Annotated in this window: 9 protein-coding genes and 1 tRNA gene; 4 read left to right on the forward strand and 6 right to left on the reverse strand. The window is 51.9% G+C overall.

Annotated elements, in window-relative coordinates; translation table 11 throughout:
- Window position 1: 1 nt before the first annotated feature.
- Entirely contained in the window at window positions 2-928 is a 927-nt protein-coding gene (locus tag A3224_RS09755; protein ID WP_067153877.1) for a hypothetical protein, read from the forward strand.
- A 191-nt stretch (window positions 929-1,119) separates the two neighbouring features.
- On the opposite strand, the gene A3224_RS09760 is transcribed toward A3224_RS09755, so the two are convergent.
- From A3224_RS09760 to A3224_RS09770, 3 genes are read right to left on the reverse strand one after another with little or no spacing between them, the layout of a single operon-like run.
- Entirely contained in the window at window positions 1,120-2,433 is a 1,314-nt protein-coding gene (locus tag A3224_RS09760; RefSeq protein WP_067153880.1) for a sodium ion-translocating decarboxylase subunit beta, read from the reverse strand.
- 20 nt (window positions 2,434-2,453) lie between these two features.
- Window positions 2,454-4,238 carry a sodium-extruding oxaloacetate decarboxylase subunit alpha gene (oadA, locus tag A3224_RS09765; protein WP_067153885.1) on the reverse strand — a complete coding sequence of 595 codons (1,785 nt, stop codon included), beginning with the start codon at window positions 4,236-4,238 and terminating at the stop codon, window positions 2,454-2,456.
- A 51-nt stretch (window positions 4,239-4,289) separates the two neighbouring features.
- A complete protein-coding gene (locus tag A3224_RS09770; protein WP_067153893.1) occupies window positions 4,290-4,523 on the reverse strand; it encodes an OadG family protein in 234 nt (77 codons plus the stop codon).
- A gap of 389 nt (window positions 4,524-4,912) precedes the next feature.
- Here A3224_RS09770 and A3224_RS09775 point away from each other — a divergent pair, with 389 nt between their 5' ends.
- The gene (locus tag A3224_RS09775) at window positions 4,913-5,902 is read left to right on the forward strand and encodes a tRNA dihydrouridine synthase (protein ID WP_082817468.1); all 990 of its coding nucleotides are present in this window, start codon (window positions 4,913-4,915) and stop codon (window positions 5,900-5,902) included.
- 200 nt (window positions 5,903-6,102) lie between these two features.
- Here the strand turns inward: A3224_RS09775 and ftsH are convergent, their stop codons facing one another.
- On the reverse strand, window positions 6,103-8,052 hold the full coding sequence (ftsH, locus tag A3224_RS09780; RefSeq protein ID WP_067153898.1) for an ATP-dependent zinc metalloprotease FtsH: 1,950 nt from the start codon (window positions 8,050-8,052) through the stop codon (window positions 6,103-6,105).
- Between the two features lie 324 nt (window positions 8,053-8,376).
- Between ftsH and A3224_RS09785 the strand changes: the two genes are divergently transcribed.
- Window positions 8,377-8,453: transfer RNA gene (locus A3224_RS09785), tRNA-Arg, on the forward strand.
- A gap of 737 nt (window positions 8,454-9,190) precedes the next feature.
- Here the strand turns inward: A3224_RS09785 and A3224_RS09790 are convergent.
- A complete protein-coding gene (locus A3224_RS09790; protein ID WP_067153116.1) occupies window positions 9,191-10,396 on the reverse strand; it encodes an IS256 family transposase in 1,206 nt (401 codons plus the stop codon).
- Window positions 10,397-10,738: 342 nt separating this feature from the next.
- On the opposite strand from A3224_RS09790, the gene A3224_RS09800 reads away from it, so the two are divergent.
- Window positions 10,739-11,868, forward strand: a protein-coding gene (locus A3224_RS09800) for an IS3 family transposase (protein WP_407939248.1) whose coding sequence is annotated in 2 segments (ribosomal slippage) — window positions 10,739-10,997 and window positions 10,997-11,868 — 1,131 coding nt in all. Because the reading frame shifts where the segments join, the coding sequence is not laid out codon by codon here.
- A gap of 489 nt (window positions 11,869-12,357) precedes the next feature.
- On the opposite strand, the gene A3224_RS09805 is transcribed toward A3224_RS09800, so the two are convergent.
- The gene (locus A3224_RS09805) at window positions 12,358-15,273 is read right to left on the reverse strand and encodes an RICIN domain-containing protein (protein ID WP_067153903.1); all 2,916 of its coding nucleotides are present in this window, start codon (window positions 15,271-15,273) and stop codon (window positions 12,358-12,360) included.
- Window positions 15,274-15,767: the final 494 nt, after the last annotated feature.

Here is a 15,767-nt window from a genome sequence, read left to right on the forward strand (position 1 = left end):
CATGCACCTTGCCGAGCTCACTTCTGTAATCAATACACCCACTGCTAACACTGTGCCGCGCTGGATGCGCGGCTGCTTTCAGCGGCGCAGTATCAGTTTTGCCAATGGCCAGACGGATACAGATACCCGCGTATTCTGGCTGCAGTCTAACCTTCTGACCATTGACCTGCGTTTACCGGTCACCGCACAGCAGGAAAAAGAAGGCGACGATATTCAAAAAAAAGCAGATTACGAAGGTTGGTATGCGCATGCCGACTGGGATGGAAAACAACTTCAGTGGCGTGGTGGTGCCACTTATCAGTTGCACAATCGCTGGCCGGAACCGGCGATTTTACAGCGCATCGGCAATTGCATGATGGAATTTGCCCCGAGTGGTATTTATGTCGAGGATTGGCGGTTACTTTCAGATCAACCTGGGCCACTCATTGGACTGGAGCTGATCAGTGAGACAGACCTCAGCAGCGGCACAACGTCTCCGCGCAAGGGGGCACTGATTATCTGCGGCCGGCATGCCGGACTGGTAATCGACCGCCCCCACCCGATCAGCGATAGTGGAGGCCTGTTAAAGCAACGATTGACGAATCTACAGATTGATGAAAGCGAACGGAGCAATCTGTTGGACTTTGAAACTTCAGTGGCTTTGGGATCGCTGTCTGAAGGGTTCACCGTACAGCACAGCCTGCATAAATACCGCTTGCAACACCCCCTGCTTTCTCTGACCGGGTTTGAGCTCGATGCAAAATCGGGTTACCTGCGCCAACGCACAGAAGACAACGGCAAAGCAGTAGAGCGGCTCTTTCGTATTGATTGTTGCGAAATGGAATTTCCCTTTACCCCGTGTACACCGTCGTCAGAGGATAGCCTCGAGTGGTTCCAGCGGGAGGCACCGACTCTGACGCGCTATACCCGTGTGCTTTATCAGAATTGAAAAGCCGGCCTGAATTCAAGCAACGATTGATAAGCTCGCGGGAAAGGCGTATTCGCTTCTAGAGGGCTTTGTGAATTTGGAAAACTGATTTCTGTTGCGCTGCCGGACACATCCCTGTATCCAGCGGCTTCAAAAAATCGCTCTCTCAGCGCATCTGAAGCAAATAAATCAGAAGTGTTGTCGAAGATACATCAGCCTGTCATCGCCCGCACCATGGTGATCATCACACCGGCGGCCACCGCTGAGCCGATCACACCGGCCACATTGGGCCCCATAGCGTGCATCAACAGGAAGTTATGCGGGTTGGCTTCCAGGCCCAGCTTGTTGGATACCCGCGCAGCCATGGGGACTGCGGAAACACCGGCAGAGCCGATCAGCGGGTTGACCTTGTGCTTACTCACTAGGTTTAACAGTTTCGCCATCAATACACCTGCGGCGGTACCGATCGCGAAGGCGATAATTCCCAGTGCGAGAATGCCGAGGGTTTTGGGGTCCAGAAATTTATCCGCAGCCAGCTTGGAGCCCACAGACAGGCCAAGGAAAATCGTCGTGATATTGATCAGCGCATTCTGAGCCGTATCCGACAGCCTGGTTACCACGCCGCACTCGCGCATCAGGTTACCGAAACAGAACATACCCAGCAGCGGCGCCGCGTCCGGCAGGAACAGAGCCACCAGAATCAGCAACAACAACGGAAATACGATCTTCTCGCGCTTGCTCACATGGCGCAGCTGCACCATTTCGATTTTGCGCTCTTCCGGCGTAGTCAGGGCGCGCATAATCGGCGGCTGAATCAAGGGCACCAGCGCCATATAGGAGTAGGCCGCCACCGCGATGGCACCGAGAAGATCCGGAGCCAGCAGGCTGGACACATAGATGGCCGTGGGCCCGTCGGCACCGCCGATAATGCCAATGGCCGCAGCATCGGCGATAGAGAAATCCATAATTCCCGCCACAGACAGGCCCACCGCTCCCAGCACAGTGGCAAAAATACCGAACTGTGCCGCGGCCCCTAGAAACAGGGTGCGCGGATTGGCCAACAGCGGACCGAAGTCCGTCATGGCACCGACGCCCATAAAAATTACCAGCGGTGCAACGCCGGACGCAATGGCAACGGAATAGAAGTTATAAAGCATGCCATTGCTGAAGCCGGCATCCAGCGCATATTGCGTCGCCTGGGCGTGCACTGCCGCCGGCGCGCTGGATAGAGCCGCTTTTAGCGCGTAGATATCACTTGTACTTTCCACGCCCAGGATCTGAGCCATTTGCGCCAGCACCAACGCATCGCCGGAGGTCAATGCTGTCTCCGCCGCCGACAGCGCCAAATGTGCTCCGGGGATATTGGCGAGAATGCCCCCGAAACCAATGGGCACCAGCAACAGCGGTTCAAAGTTCTTGCGAATGGCCAAAAACAGCAGCACCAACCCGATCAGGATCATCGTAAACTGACCTGACGTGATCTGATTGGCGCCGGACGACAGCCAGAGATTCAGTAGATTTTCCACTTGCGACTCCTGTTACGACCTTACGCGATGGACAGGAGGGCATCGCCCACCGCCACGGAATCGCCCTCTTTCACAGACACGCTGGTCACACTGCCGGCGCGAGGCGCGCTGACGGCGGTTTCCATTTTCATGGCTTCCAGCACAATAATGGTCTGCCCTTCCGTCACCTGGTCACCGGGTTTGACCAGTACCTTGAAGATATTGCCCGCCAGAGGTGCCTTGACTGGTTCACCGCCGGAGACAGGCGCCGCCGCACCAGCAGGCGACGCAGCCTCACTGGCCACGGGGGTGACACTGGTCAGGTCGCCGCCGTCGGCAACGGTCACCGTGTAGCTCTTACCCTCCACTGTCACGGTGTAGACTTCTTCACCCTTGTCGTTTTTAACCGCACTGCCTTCATTGCCCGTAGGTACAGGCTCAAAGGCATCAGGGTTTCCGCGATTGCTTAAAAACTTGAGACCGATCTGCGGGAACAGTGCGTAAGTGAGGACATCGTCGATTTCCCCTTCACCTTCAGTTAGTGCGATTTGCTGCTCCGCAGCCTTCTCTTTCAACTCTGCGGTCAGCTTCTCCAATTCCGGTTGCAATTGGTCCGCCGGACGGCAGCTGATAGGCTCAGCACCTTCCAATACCCGCGCCTGCAGTTCCTTATTGACCGGAGCCGGCGTAGAACCGTACTCGCCCTTCAGCACCGCTGCAGTCTCCTTGGAGATGGATTTGTAGCGCTCGCCGGTGAGCACATTGAGCACTGCCTGGGTGCCGACGATCTGAGAAGTCGGTGTAACCAGCGGAATAAACCCCAGGTCTTCTCGCACACGGGGGATTTCTTCCAGGACCTCGTCGAGGCGGTCGCCGGCGCCCTGCTCGCGCAGCTGATTTTCCATATTAGTGAGCATGCCACCGGGTACCTGAGCCACCAGAATGCGGGAATCCACACCTCTCAGTGAGCCCTCGAACTTAGCGTACTTCTTGCGCACCTCGCGGAAATAGGCCGCAATCTCCTCCAGCAGTTTGATATCCAGGCCGGTATCCCGATCAGTGTTTTCGAGAATCGCCACCAGCGCCTCGGTGGGGCTGTGGCCATAGGTCATGGACATGGAGGAAATCGCGGTATCCACATTGTCGATACCGGCTTCAATACACTTGAGTGCGGTAGCGGTAGAAAGCCCGGTGGTGGCATGGCACTGCATATGGATGGGAATATCCACCGCCGCCTTCAGGCGCTTAACCAGCTCGTAGCCTTCATAGGGGCGCAACAAACCGGCCATATCCTTAATGCAGATAGAGTCTGCGCCCATGTCCTCGATCTGGCGTCCCAGATCCACCCACAAATCCATGGTATGCACCGGACTTACAGTGTAGGAAATAGTCCCCTGGGCGTGCTTGCCCTGTTTTTTCACTGCTTTGAGCGCTGTTCCCAAGTTGCGCATATCGTTCATTGCGTCGAAAACACGGAAAACATCCACGCCGTTTTTTGCCGCCCGCTCGACAAATTTTTCCACCACGTCATCGGCATAGTGGCGGTAACCGAGGATATTCTGCCCGCGGAACAACATCTGCTGCGGCGTATTGGGCATAGCTTTTTTCAGCTCCCGGATACGCTCCCAGGGGTCCTCGCCGAGATAGCGGATGCAGGCATCAAAAGTAGCACCGCCCCAGGATTCCAATGACCAGAACCCCACTTTGTCGAGTTTTTCCGCAATCGGCAGCATATCGTCCAGTCGCAGGCGCGTGGCAAACAGTGACTGGTGGGCGTCGCGCAGGACTACGTCAGTAATGCCCAGTGGCTTTTTAACCTCAGTCATGGGTCGTCTCTCTCGGCAAATTTACAGGAAGTGACTCAGCAGTTTTACGTATCAACGTCTTTTGCGGTGCTGATCGATGGCCGCCTTGATAATGGCGCGCAGGCGCGCATCCTCACCGCTGGCACTGCCGGGTACAGGAGCCGACGGCTCCTCCTCAGGAAAATTGCGGGTAATAATGCGGGACATAATGCTGGTTCCAATTACCAGCACAAGCAGGAAAGCAAAAACAATCCCCATGCCGAACAACGTAATGTCCAGCCCCTGTTGTAGAAGCGTGTCTTGCACTTTATTCCCCTATTCGAATCGGGCGATAAAACCGGACATCCTGAATGGTTTTATTTCCGTCCGCAATAATATCCGCTTAACCGCACGGATATATTGGCGCAGTGTGGCTCGCGGGAGATTTGCAATATCCTATCCGGTCAAATTCCCTAGCAGATTGTTATGACAACTTTAGGCGCCACCGCGGGCGCTATTATCAATACAACAACCTTTTAAAATCAAACACTTATTAGTTTCAGCCGCAACGATAACGCAGAAAACACAAACCCTGTAAATCCCGAAAAAATGTGATCAATATCTTCCCGATATCGATTTACCACCCTATCTTTTGCGATTCCCTGATCGCCTTTAGAATGGGCGTCTAATCCAACCCATCACTTAAACGCGCACAAATGACCACCAGCTCAGATACGCCAATGATCTACCAGGCCCCAATGGAAGGGGTCATAGACCACCATATGCGCGCCCTGCTATCCGCCCTCGGCGGCGTGGATATCTGTGTCACCGAATTTGTGCGCGTCACGCACACCCGGCTGCCGCGCCGGGTTTTTACCCGCCTGTGCCCGGAGCTGAAAGCTGGTGCGGTGACCGCATGCGGGGTTCCAGTGCGCCTACAACTGCTGGGCGGCAATCCGGAGGCCATGGCCATCAATGCGGTCAAAGCAGCGGAAACCGGGGCCCGCGCCATAGACCTCAACTTTGGCTGCCCGGCCAAATCAGTCAACAATAGCGACGGCGGCGCCTGCCTCCTGCAGAGCCCCCACCGGGTGGAAGCCATCGTCGGCGCCGTGCGCCGTGCCCTGCCGGATCACATCCCTGTGACCGCGAAAATCCGCCTCGGCTATTTGGACAGAAGCAGCTACATGGACAACGCTCGCGCGGCGGAGAATGGCGGCGCCGCCGAGCTGGCCGTGCACGCCCGATCCAAGGCCGACGGCTACCGCCCGCCGGCTTACTGGGAGTATATCGGCGAGATCCGTCAACAGCTGGCCATACCGGTAATCGCCAATGGCGACATCTGGACACTGGAAGACTTCCAACGCTGCCGCGAAGTGACCGGCTGCCGCCGCTTTATGTTCGGCCGTACCCTGTTGGCGCGGCCCGACCTGGGACTGCAGGTCAAAGCCTTCACGGAAGGGCGCCACTATGAACCCATAACATGGAAACAGGTGGTAGCGCTACTGTGGGATTACTATCTAACGACCCGCGAAATATATCCAGCCAAATACTTGGGCAACCGCATCAAGCAGTGGCTGGCCTATCTCAAACTCACTTTTCCAGAGGCGCAATTATTTTTTGAGCGCATTAAACGGCTTCGCGATGCAGAATGCATTGAAGTGGAATTTTCCCGAGAACTGTCTACAAAAACCGAAGCCGCGTAACGCCCGTTGTAACCGATAAAGTTGTGCAAAGCTGCGCAATCACTGCGAACGGTCTTGGAGCGAAAAGGTAAAAAAACAAGTATTGAGAAATGCACAAATTATTTTTATCTTCGCAATAGAAGAATTTTAAATAGCTGCTCTAACCCAGATAGACGGTTCGCACAAATACGTCTAAGACACCTTAAATATTTGAGCTTTAACTATTTATAGACACCTGTTGCGTTCTTTGAAGCCCGACCAGAATCAGTGACAATCGCTTGAATTTCCGCAGCTTCCAGCGTTTCTTTTTCCAGCAGTGCCTCGGCTAATGCGTCCAACTTGTCGCGATATCTTTCCAGCAATACCCGCACTTGGCTTTCGATACCGGTAATCAGCTTGACGACTTCCTCATCGATAATCTCCGCAGTGTGCTCGCTGAAGTCCCTCGACTGCGCCATTTCCTTGCCGAGAAAAATATGCTCCTCACCGCGGCGAAACGCCACCGGGCCCAGTTTCTCACTCATTCCCCAGTGCGTCACCATATGTTGCGCCAAGCGTGTGGCCTGCTTCAGATCTGCCTCAGCCCCGGAACTGAGTTCATTGAAAACCACCTGCTCCGCCACACGTCCACCCAGCATCACTCCGATGCGGTCGCAAAGGTAGCTAGCGCGCAAATTGTGATGCTCCTCCTCTGGAATCTGTTCTGTGGCCCCCAGACTGTGCCCACGGGGAATAATTGTGGCTTTATCCAGCGGATCAGCGTGGGGAAGCAGGCTGGCAGCCAGGGCATGGCCGGCCTCGTGGTAGGCAATGGTTTTCTTGTCTTCATCGCTGATGACCATCTCCCGCTCACCACCGAGTACCACCTTATCGCGGGCGGAAAGCATTGCGGCCATATCCACCGCTTCACTGTCCTGGCGCCCCGCCAGCAGGGCCGCCTCGTTAATCAGGTTTTCCAGATCCGCGCCGGAGAAGCCCACCGTCAGCGCCGCCAGCCGCTCCATATCCACGTCCGCAGCCAGCGGCACTTCGCGCGCGTGGATATGCAAAATCGCTTTGCGCGCCTTTCTATCCGGTAAATCCAGCGTGATCTTGCGGTCGAAACGGCCAGGGCGCAGCAGCGCCGCATCGAGCACATCCGGGCGGTTGGTAGCGGCAAGCACCACGACCGTCTCTTGCGGGGAAAAACCATCCATCTCGCTGAGGATTTGATTCAGCGTCTGCTCGCGCTCGTCGTGGCCGCCACCGAGACCCGTGCCACGAGCCCGGCCCACGGAATCAATCTCATCGATAAAGATAATCGATGGCGCCTCCTTCTTGGCGTCGGCAAACATGTCCCGCACTCGAGACGCGCCGACCCCCACAAACATCTCAATAAATTCGGAGCCGCTGATGCTGTAGAAAGGCACATCACTCTCCCCCGCCAACGCTTTTGCCAGCAGTGTCTTACCGGTGCCGGGGGGGCCCATCAGCAAAATGCCCTTCGGCACCTTGGCACCGAGCCGCTGGAAGCGCTCTGGATTCTTCAGGTATTCTGCAATCTCGCACAGGTCGCGTTTAGCGTTCTCCAGTCCCGCCACATCGTCGAAGGTCACATTGGATTCACCCCGCTCAAACCGCCTAGCGCGAGAGCGGCCGAAACCGAAAGCACCGCCGCCGCCAACACCTCCCCCCATGCGCTCCTGCATCCGGCGCCCGGCCCAGATAAACAGGCCGATAATCAGAATCCAGGGCAATACCCCAATCAGGACCCGCGTCCACAAATCAGCCTGCTCTGACTCGGCCCTAATCTCAACTTGTTGCTCCTCCAACAGCGGCATCAGCTCCGGGTCTTCCACGGGCGGCAAGATCACAGTAAATCGGCTCTCGCGGGGCTGGCCGGACGCTATCTGCCCGCCCGTTGCCTCCTCGTATTCTCCAGTGAGTCGGTCGCCCTTGATGGTCACAACGACAACTTGGCCGCTGCGCACTTTTTCCTTGAACTCCGTATAGGAGAGGGACTGCTGACCCTGGTCCCGCACCATTCCTATCCAGAACTGGGCAACCAGGAACACCAGAAACATCCAGATCAGATACTGCCCCCAAGGAGTCATGGGCCGCGGTGGAGGCGGCTGAACCGGCGGGGGGCCCGGCCCGCGCGTCTGTTTATCCTCGCCCTGCTCTTCTGTCATATACCCTCCGCGGCGCCACTACCGGAACCGGACAGTGACCACTAGTCCCCGTGCAAACAGGCACAGGATGGCACCCGTCACCAGTATAGTTTCCCGCGCCTTTGGACCCCGTCTCCCACGCGTGTGAAAAAATCTAAAATTAGGGCTTGCAAAGCGCCGCGTGTCGCGGCAGAATGCGCGCCCTGTCGAGCTTCAGCGGTGCCCCCAAAGGCCCCTTGGAGTTTCGGTAAGTTGCGGATTTTTAAGACTTTTTTCTTAAAAAAATCTTAAAAAAGAGTTGACACCGCAAAGCCAACTCACTATAGTTCGCAACCACAACGCAACGCGCTCGTAGCTCAGCTGGATAGAGTACCTGGCTACGAACCAGGCGGTCGGAGGTTCGAATCCTCCCGAGCGCGCCATATAAATCCATTGAAAATCAATGGGTTAAAGTCAAGAAAAGGGCGGTATCAAGCCAATTGATACCGCCCTTTTTCGTTGAAGTGTCAACGCTAACTCAGGTACTGGACCTAGACCTAGTAAGTTAACCCCTTGGACAAGGTTCATGCTTTCTATACATGGTATGCCTGGAGCTACCGCACTGAAGAAAGGTAGAGCTCCGCCCCTCCCCACCTCCTCACCTCACTTGGACCTTATGCAATAGCCCTTGCCCAGTTTTACAACCTATCGAAATCCGCAAGTACTGCTCGCGGCGTTTTTCAAGATACTTTCTCAAGCCGTAATGGCGCACAATCCATCCTTCAAAAGAAAAGCAAAGAGGATGTTACCCCCCCCTTGTCACCCAACGCTCTCCCCCCTTCTCTGGGAAACCCTACCAGTCCTAGATTTGAGTATCTATTAGCTATGAACTCTTTGTTCAAAAAACTTCCCAACCTTTCGGTTTGCGAAAAATGTAAGCCTCCCCAATGACTTGGCGCGCAGACCTCTGGTCCGATTTGGAGTTTCATCAAGTTAAAAAGCCCATAAAATCGGCAGGCGTGGGGAGGAGTGATTTGGGCCCGAGCGTGAAAAAACACCACTGCAAACAGGCGGTAAGTTATGCGAATTTCAATTGGGTTGTGGTAGTAATTCCGCATGTTGTAACACTGTTACGTCGCGACACAGAGAGGGTGTTCAAAATTCTGTGTCAGCCAAATAGTCACAGACTGATGTATTTCTCCAAGCGCTCTGGGAAGTGGATCGCCAGCTGTGACAGCGTCAGATTCCAATTCTGGATGGGGTGCGTCCAGCGCTCGGAGGCCTTCAGTATACCGGCGTACAGCAGCTTGAGTAAGCTGTTCTCATTGGCGAAGCCACCCTTGGTTTTGGTCAGTTTTCGAAACTGCCGGTGCACGGCTTCAACGGCGTTTGTGGTGTAAATTGGCTTGCGTACGTATTCCGGATATTTGAAGTAGGCCGATAGTGTGGGCCACTTGCTGCGCCAGGATTTGATCACCATCGGGTATTTGTCGCCCCACTTGGCTTCCAGCTCGTCCAGTGCGCTCTCAGCGGCATTGAGTGTTGCCGCCTTGTAGACACATTTGAGATCCGCCATAAAGGCCTTCTGGTTCTTCGAAGCCACGTACTTCATCGAGTTGCGGATCTGGTGGATCACGCAGTGCTGGATCTCTGTCTTGGGGTAGATACTCTCGATGGCTTCGGGGAAGCCCTGGAGGCCATCCACACAGGCGATCAGGATATCTTTGACCCCGCGGTTGTATAGGTCGGTCAGAACGCTCAGCCAGTGGTGTGCGCCTTCCTGGTCGGACAAGTAGAGTCCCAGCAGCTCTTTCTTGCCTTCGATGTTCAGGCCGAGGATGGTGTAAATAGCCTTGCTGATATAGCGGCCGTTTTCCTTGATTTTATAGTGGATAGCATCGAGCCAGATGATAGGGTAGATAGGCTCCAGATCGCGCTCACGCCAGGCCTGAAGCTCGGGCAGCAGCTTGTCTGTAACGGCGTTAATGGTACCGTTGGAGAGTTCCATACCGTAGATTTCGGCAATGTGTGTGCGGATGTCCTGGTAGCTGTTACCGAGGGCAAACAGGGCAATCACTTTGCGCTCCAGTTCGTCGGTAAGCTGCGTCTGATGCTTTTTGACGATCTGCGGTTCGAAGGTGCCGGCACGGTCCCGCGGCGTATCCAGTTCAAAGCTGCCAGCGGAGCTCTTCATGGTCTTAGATGTATGGCCATTCTTTCGGTTGGGCTTGTCCTCGCTTGCGAGGTGCTCCTCCAACTCCGCCCGCATGGCCGCTTCGGTAAGCTGTTTGATCAGTGGGGTCAGGATACCGTCTTTGCCACTGAGGTCTTTGCCCTCACGCAGTGCCTTGATGGCGGCATCCATATCGAAGGTAGGTTTGGTCATAGGTCATCTCTTTTTTGTTAATGGTAAAGAAATGACACAGAATTCTGAACACTACCGACACAGAAGTGAAGCAGATTGAAATGGAAAGCAGGAAGAAGAGCAACGCTGTTAGCTTGACTAACGGTAGTGTTCAGAATTCTGTGACTATTTGGCTGACACAGAATTTTGAACACCCTCTAAATCCATTACCAAGAAGAAGAGATTCCCATTTCCAATTACTATTACTGCTCAAATCTTCCCAATCATCCAAATTAGAGTTAACAGATTGGCCGCTTGACCTGCTCCCCACTTTCTAGTCCACTTCAATCCTAGTAATGTTCATCACCAATGAGGACGATGAACATGAAGAAACGTTTTACTGAAGAACAGATTATCCCAATCTTGAAGGAAGCTGAGGCCGGTATCCCGGTGAAAGAGCTTTGCCGCAAGTACAGTATTTCGGATGCCACTTTTTACACCTGGCGTAAGAAGTATGGAGGTCTGGAGGTATCTGAGGCCCGGCGGCTCAAGGCCTTGGAACAGGAGAATGCCCGCCTTAAGAAGCTGCTGGCGGAGTCTCTATTGGATCAGGAAGCATTGAAGGCTGCCCTTAAGGGAAAGTACTAACCGTCGGCAACAAGCGCGAGGCCGTACAAATCATGCGGTCGGAAACGACTATCTCAGAACGTAGGGCCTGTTCGCTCGTCGGGTTATCTCGCGCGTCCATGCGATACCAGTCCAAAAAGGCTACAGAGTCTGAACTGGCTGAACGTATCAAGGAAATAGCACTCGAGCGACGGCGATTCGGCTACCGGCGAGTGCACCAGATGCTGCGTCGGGAAGGGCTGAAAGTGAACCATAAGAAGGTCTATCGGTTATATCACGAGGCGGGACTAGCCGTCCGCAAACGTAGGCGTCGCAAGGGCGTTATGGTTGAGCGACAGCCTCTATCGCTACCGGAAACCCCGAACCATACGTGGTCGATGGACTTCGTGATGGATGCTCTGGCCAATGGCCGTCGTATCAAGTGTCTGACCATTGTCGATGATTTCACCAAGGAGTGTCTCGATATTCAGGTAGCCAGCGGGATATCTGGAGAGCAGGTGGTGAGGAGTTTGGATGCCATAGCGGCCTTCCGTGGTTATCCCAAAGCCATCAGGACAGATCAAGGGCCGGAGTTTACCGGCAAAGCGCTTGATCAGTGGGCCTATCGCAACGGGGTTGATCTAAAGTTGATCCAGCCAGGGAGGCCGACACAAAACGGATATATCGAGAGTTTCAACGGCAAATTTCGGGATGAATGTCTCAATGAGCACTGGTTTCGGGACTTGGCTCATGCTCGGGGGCTGATCAGCCAGTGGCGGCAAGACTACAACGAGCAGCGGCCACACTCATCGCTGGGCTATCAGACACCGGCGGAATTTGCTGCAGCGTTCAGGTCGCACAAAAAAGAATCTATCAACACGAACATTACTAACACGAGGTTGGATTAAAAATTGGGGGCAGGTCAAATCAATAAGTTGCAAGCAAGAAAAGGCGGCATCAAGTGATTGATACCGCCCTTTTTCGTTGAAGTGTCAACGCTAATCAAAATGCGGTGCAGAGACACCACCAGAACATTACCCCTCTTTCACCTCCTCTGATAACAAAAGCCAGTTTCAGGGCGAGCACGCGTGCCCATGAGAGGCGTACCCAAAGCCAATGTATCTGAGCAACCCGCCAACTTGCACCTGAGAGCAGTGTCCTGCCAAGGTGCCATTGCTCGCACAACTCAGTAGCCAACTAAGAGCATTTAGATCCCGGCACTTTTGTGCAACAACTTGCAAGCCATTCAGGTGCCGGTTCCCGTCCAGTAAAATCGAATCAACCACCCCGATTGAGGACTGCACCGGTGGTGGGGCCTTAATGTCTTAACTCAAAGCGCCACTGGCGGCGCTTTGAGTTAAGAACCCATCTGTATTCGAATCGATTCGCTGTTTTCTCTAAGGTAAGAATTTGAACTGTTGATTGTTAGCCGCCGTACACGCCCATTGCTGTACAGCTGCTCCATTGTTCTGACCAAAACCAGCGATATCCATACACTTTCCACTGGGTTTGGCTCTTAACTCAAACCAACCATCAATCACCGGAGTTAGCAACCAATGCTGGTTTTCATTGGCCACACCACAATTGTATTGCTGGATCATCTGGCCATTTGCGCTTCCCCCATACGCGAGATCAATACACTTATCACTGACTTGCGCACGGATGCTATAATACCCATCGCCACGGCTTTCAAACTTAAACCGTTGATTCACATTCGAAGCGTCACACGTCCACTGATGCAAGCCACTGCCATTGGTAGTTTTTCCACCAGCAACATCCACACATTTTGAGGAATGGCGAACCTGTATTTGGGTCCAGCCTGTAGGGACAGTAGACCCCACACTCGTCACTTGAATACCATTTATCTGTGCAGTATCAAGATTCTGCTTCCAATCCGCCCCTACGGGACGAATTGACCCTTTCAAAATGTAATCATTTCCTGGAACCGCATCAGCCTCCAATTGAACAGTCACTGTAGCGATACCTTCGCCCGCAGAAACCGTCGTTCTACCTTGGCTCAACCAACCGGCGGCATTCCAAATTTCAACAACAATATCTCTTCGTTGCTTCGCCTTAAAATTCACTTTGAAGTGATACTCTTTTTGACTCGGTAACGAGGTCAACGCGTCAGCAAAGCGAAACTCATCGATCACTGCGCCCAATGATTTCTTGACCGCCAACTTGTCTGTCGTTGCAATATTTAAATTAGTATGCCAGTCGCCGCCTACAGGTCGAATACTGACTTTGAAGTAATAGCCCTGCTCACCATCTATGGTTGGGTTAGGGAGCGATACTGTCATAGACTTGCTGCCGCTGCCAGCAGGCACCGTTTCACGAGTTTGGTTCAGATAAATATTGTCTTTCCACAATTCCAGAACCAAGTCTCTCTGCTGAAGAGCGCTGTATTTCACGTCAAGTGTATATTGACTGGCCGGTTCAAGGTACTGCAAGGCACTAACGAAGGATACTGATTCGTTACCAGCTTCTATCGCACCACCGTTAACAACCTTAAGAACGACCGAACTTACTCGACCACCAGTGTCCGGAAATGTAACAGATATAGTATTGTTGGATTTCAGTATGTCATTATTTACCGGAATATGGAGCGAACCAAAAAAGTCATTGCGAGACGCCTGATCGCCACCCATCCAATTGTTTGGGACGCCTACCGTATGCCCATTTACTTTTACAACGGGCTTTAAAGACATTCCATGCTTTCGACCAACACTCAATTTTAAAACCGATGTCCCCTCTGACACTTTAATGCCATTAATTGGGAAGTTAAGCGTCTTGTTCGCAACAATGGGAGTCAAATGCGATTTCGAATAATAAGAATTCACATCGACAGTCTTAGTAAACTCGATTGGGGAATTAAAAGAGTATTCCAGCACCACCGTTTCTCCAGGAATTAACTGGACAGAAGATGGTGCAGAAAGGTTACTTTGGTCAGAATATATTGGGTTAGACTGGGTATATATTTTCAAAGACTTTTTTCGTACATTGGTGACTGAACCCATATCATTCACAAACCCCAAATCAACCCACTGGTTTGTTTCAGATAGACTGTTCAATGCCACATAGGCTTTGCTACCGCTGACAAAAGCTTGAACTTGAATATCAGGGTTGTCAGAAACGGCATAGGCTCGCTTACCTTTTACTTCTGACCACAGCTGGTAAAAGTGAACGCGCGGCGTCCAAATAAACCGTGTTGGTTTTCCATTTACAATGCTGTTTTTATCGGGGCGCAAAAGTACTGCAACATATGGTTCCCAATTGTTTTCAGCACTGTAGTGCCATGCGGATTTATCGCTAATAAAGGGAATGGAAGTCAGCAGACGATCTTGACGTTCCATAAGCTGGAACAACATGTGATTAATTGAACGGATAGACTGAACACTTTTAACATCGCTGTAAGTATCGCCATATCCTTCTTCAATTCCACCATACTCCGTAATGGCGAGCGGTTTGATTTTGTTCCACTTCACATAGCTGTAGGTTTCCACTAAGTCCAATATGGCTTCCAGGTTGCTACCAGAACGCTGACTATTGGCGCCGGTAACATTTACACCATCATATAGGTGCAAGGAAAAACCATCCATGTAAGGACCAGCCTCATCCATAAACATTTTCATGCGTGAATTAAAGTGATCAAAATCCCAGAGTTCCAATGAGGGCCATGCACTGGCATACCCGAGGACTTTTGTATCAATATTTTGCCGATCAAACTCTTTACCAATTTCTTTGTACAAATTCGTTATTTGCTTTCGAGCAATATCATCATCTATACCAAACTCATCAGCGTGCACAAACGGCTCGTTGATTGGCTCATAAAATTTAGGACGGGTTTCGTCGTCAAAATAATATTTAAAATAGTTAGCAGCCCATTTGGCCCCTTTAGTCGGGTCTTCATTGGCAACAAAAACGGCTTTAGGATGATCTGTCACGACAACTCGATTAGAAAAAAAACGATACTTTGGATTTTTTTTGGTATTGGAAATATTTTTTGGACCATTCTCTTTGGCAAAGGCCTCGCTAGGGTAAGGTGCATTACCTTTATAAACTGAAAACGGGCTCCAGAATTGACGGCCATAGCCAATATTGAGATCATTGACTAAATAGTCCAATTCAGATTCAGTCATTCCTGCAGAGGCGTGGGTTGAGTGCAGATTAAAATATTTACTGCGATCAAGTGATGAGACCCCACCAATTTTTTTCTCGGCGGTTAAATCAATAGACACCATAGGTGCTGATAGCGTAAACGAGCTGACGGCAACCATAGTGATTGCCAACAAAATGCGACATATTTTCAACATAGCGTTCCCTGAGCAATGTTCTCGGCATTTAGATCGAATATTTTTTAGCAGCGATCTAACAAAAATTATTGTTAATAGGAACTACGCATTAGTTATGCATCCTAAACACACTCTTTTCAATTAACACCATTGGGCTAGGCATACTATATTTTTTGAAAAAAATGACTTCTAACCCAATTAGAAGATAAGCCCCAGTACCGTAGCAAAGAGCCTCCGCTTAAAATGTGAAACAATGCTATAAATTTTGTTTTTTTGGCACTTTCTTAAACTACCCAGCATTTAGATCGAGCAATTTCATCAACAGACTTGCTTCGGATTCTAAAAATCCAGTGCAACTTCATCCTTCTGTTAAAAAAATTTTTATTTTTGAAAGGTTCACCCATCAAGGTGACTCAGTGCTTGGTCTACACGACCCCAGCCTGACGATAAAAATCATATACAGTTTCGTATCGACCAGGCCGATGGAATTAAAGACTTCGCAATCATCACGACTA

The organism is Microbulbifer thermotolerans (genome assembly GCF_001617625.1).
Taxonomy (GTDB): domain Bacteria; phylum Pseudomonadota; class Gammaproteobacteria; order Pseudomonadales; family Cellvibrionaceae; genus Microbulbifer; species Microbulbifer thermotolerans.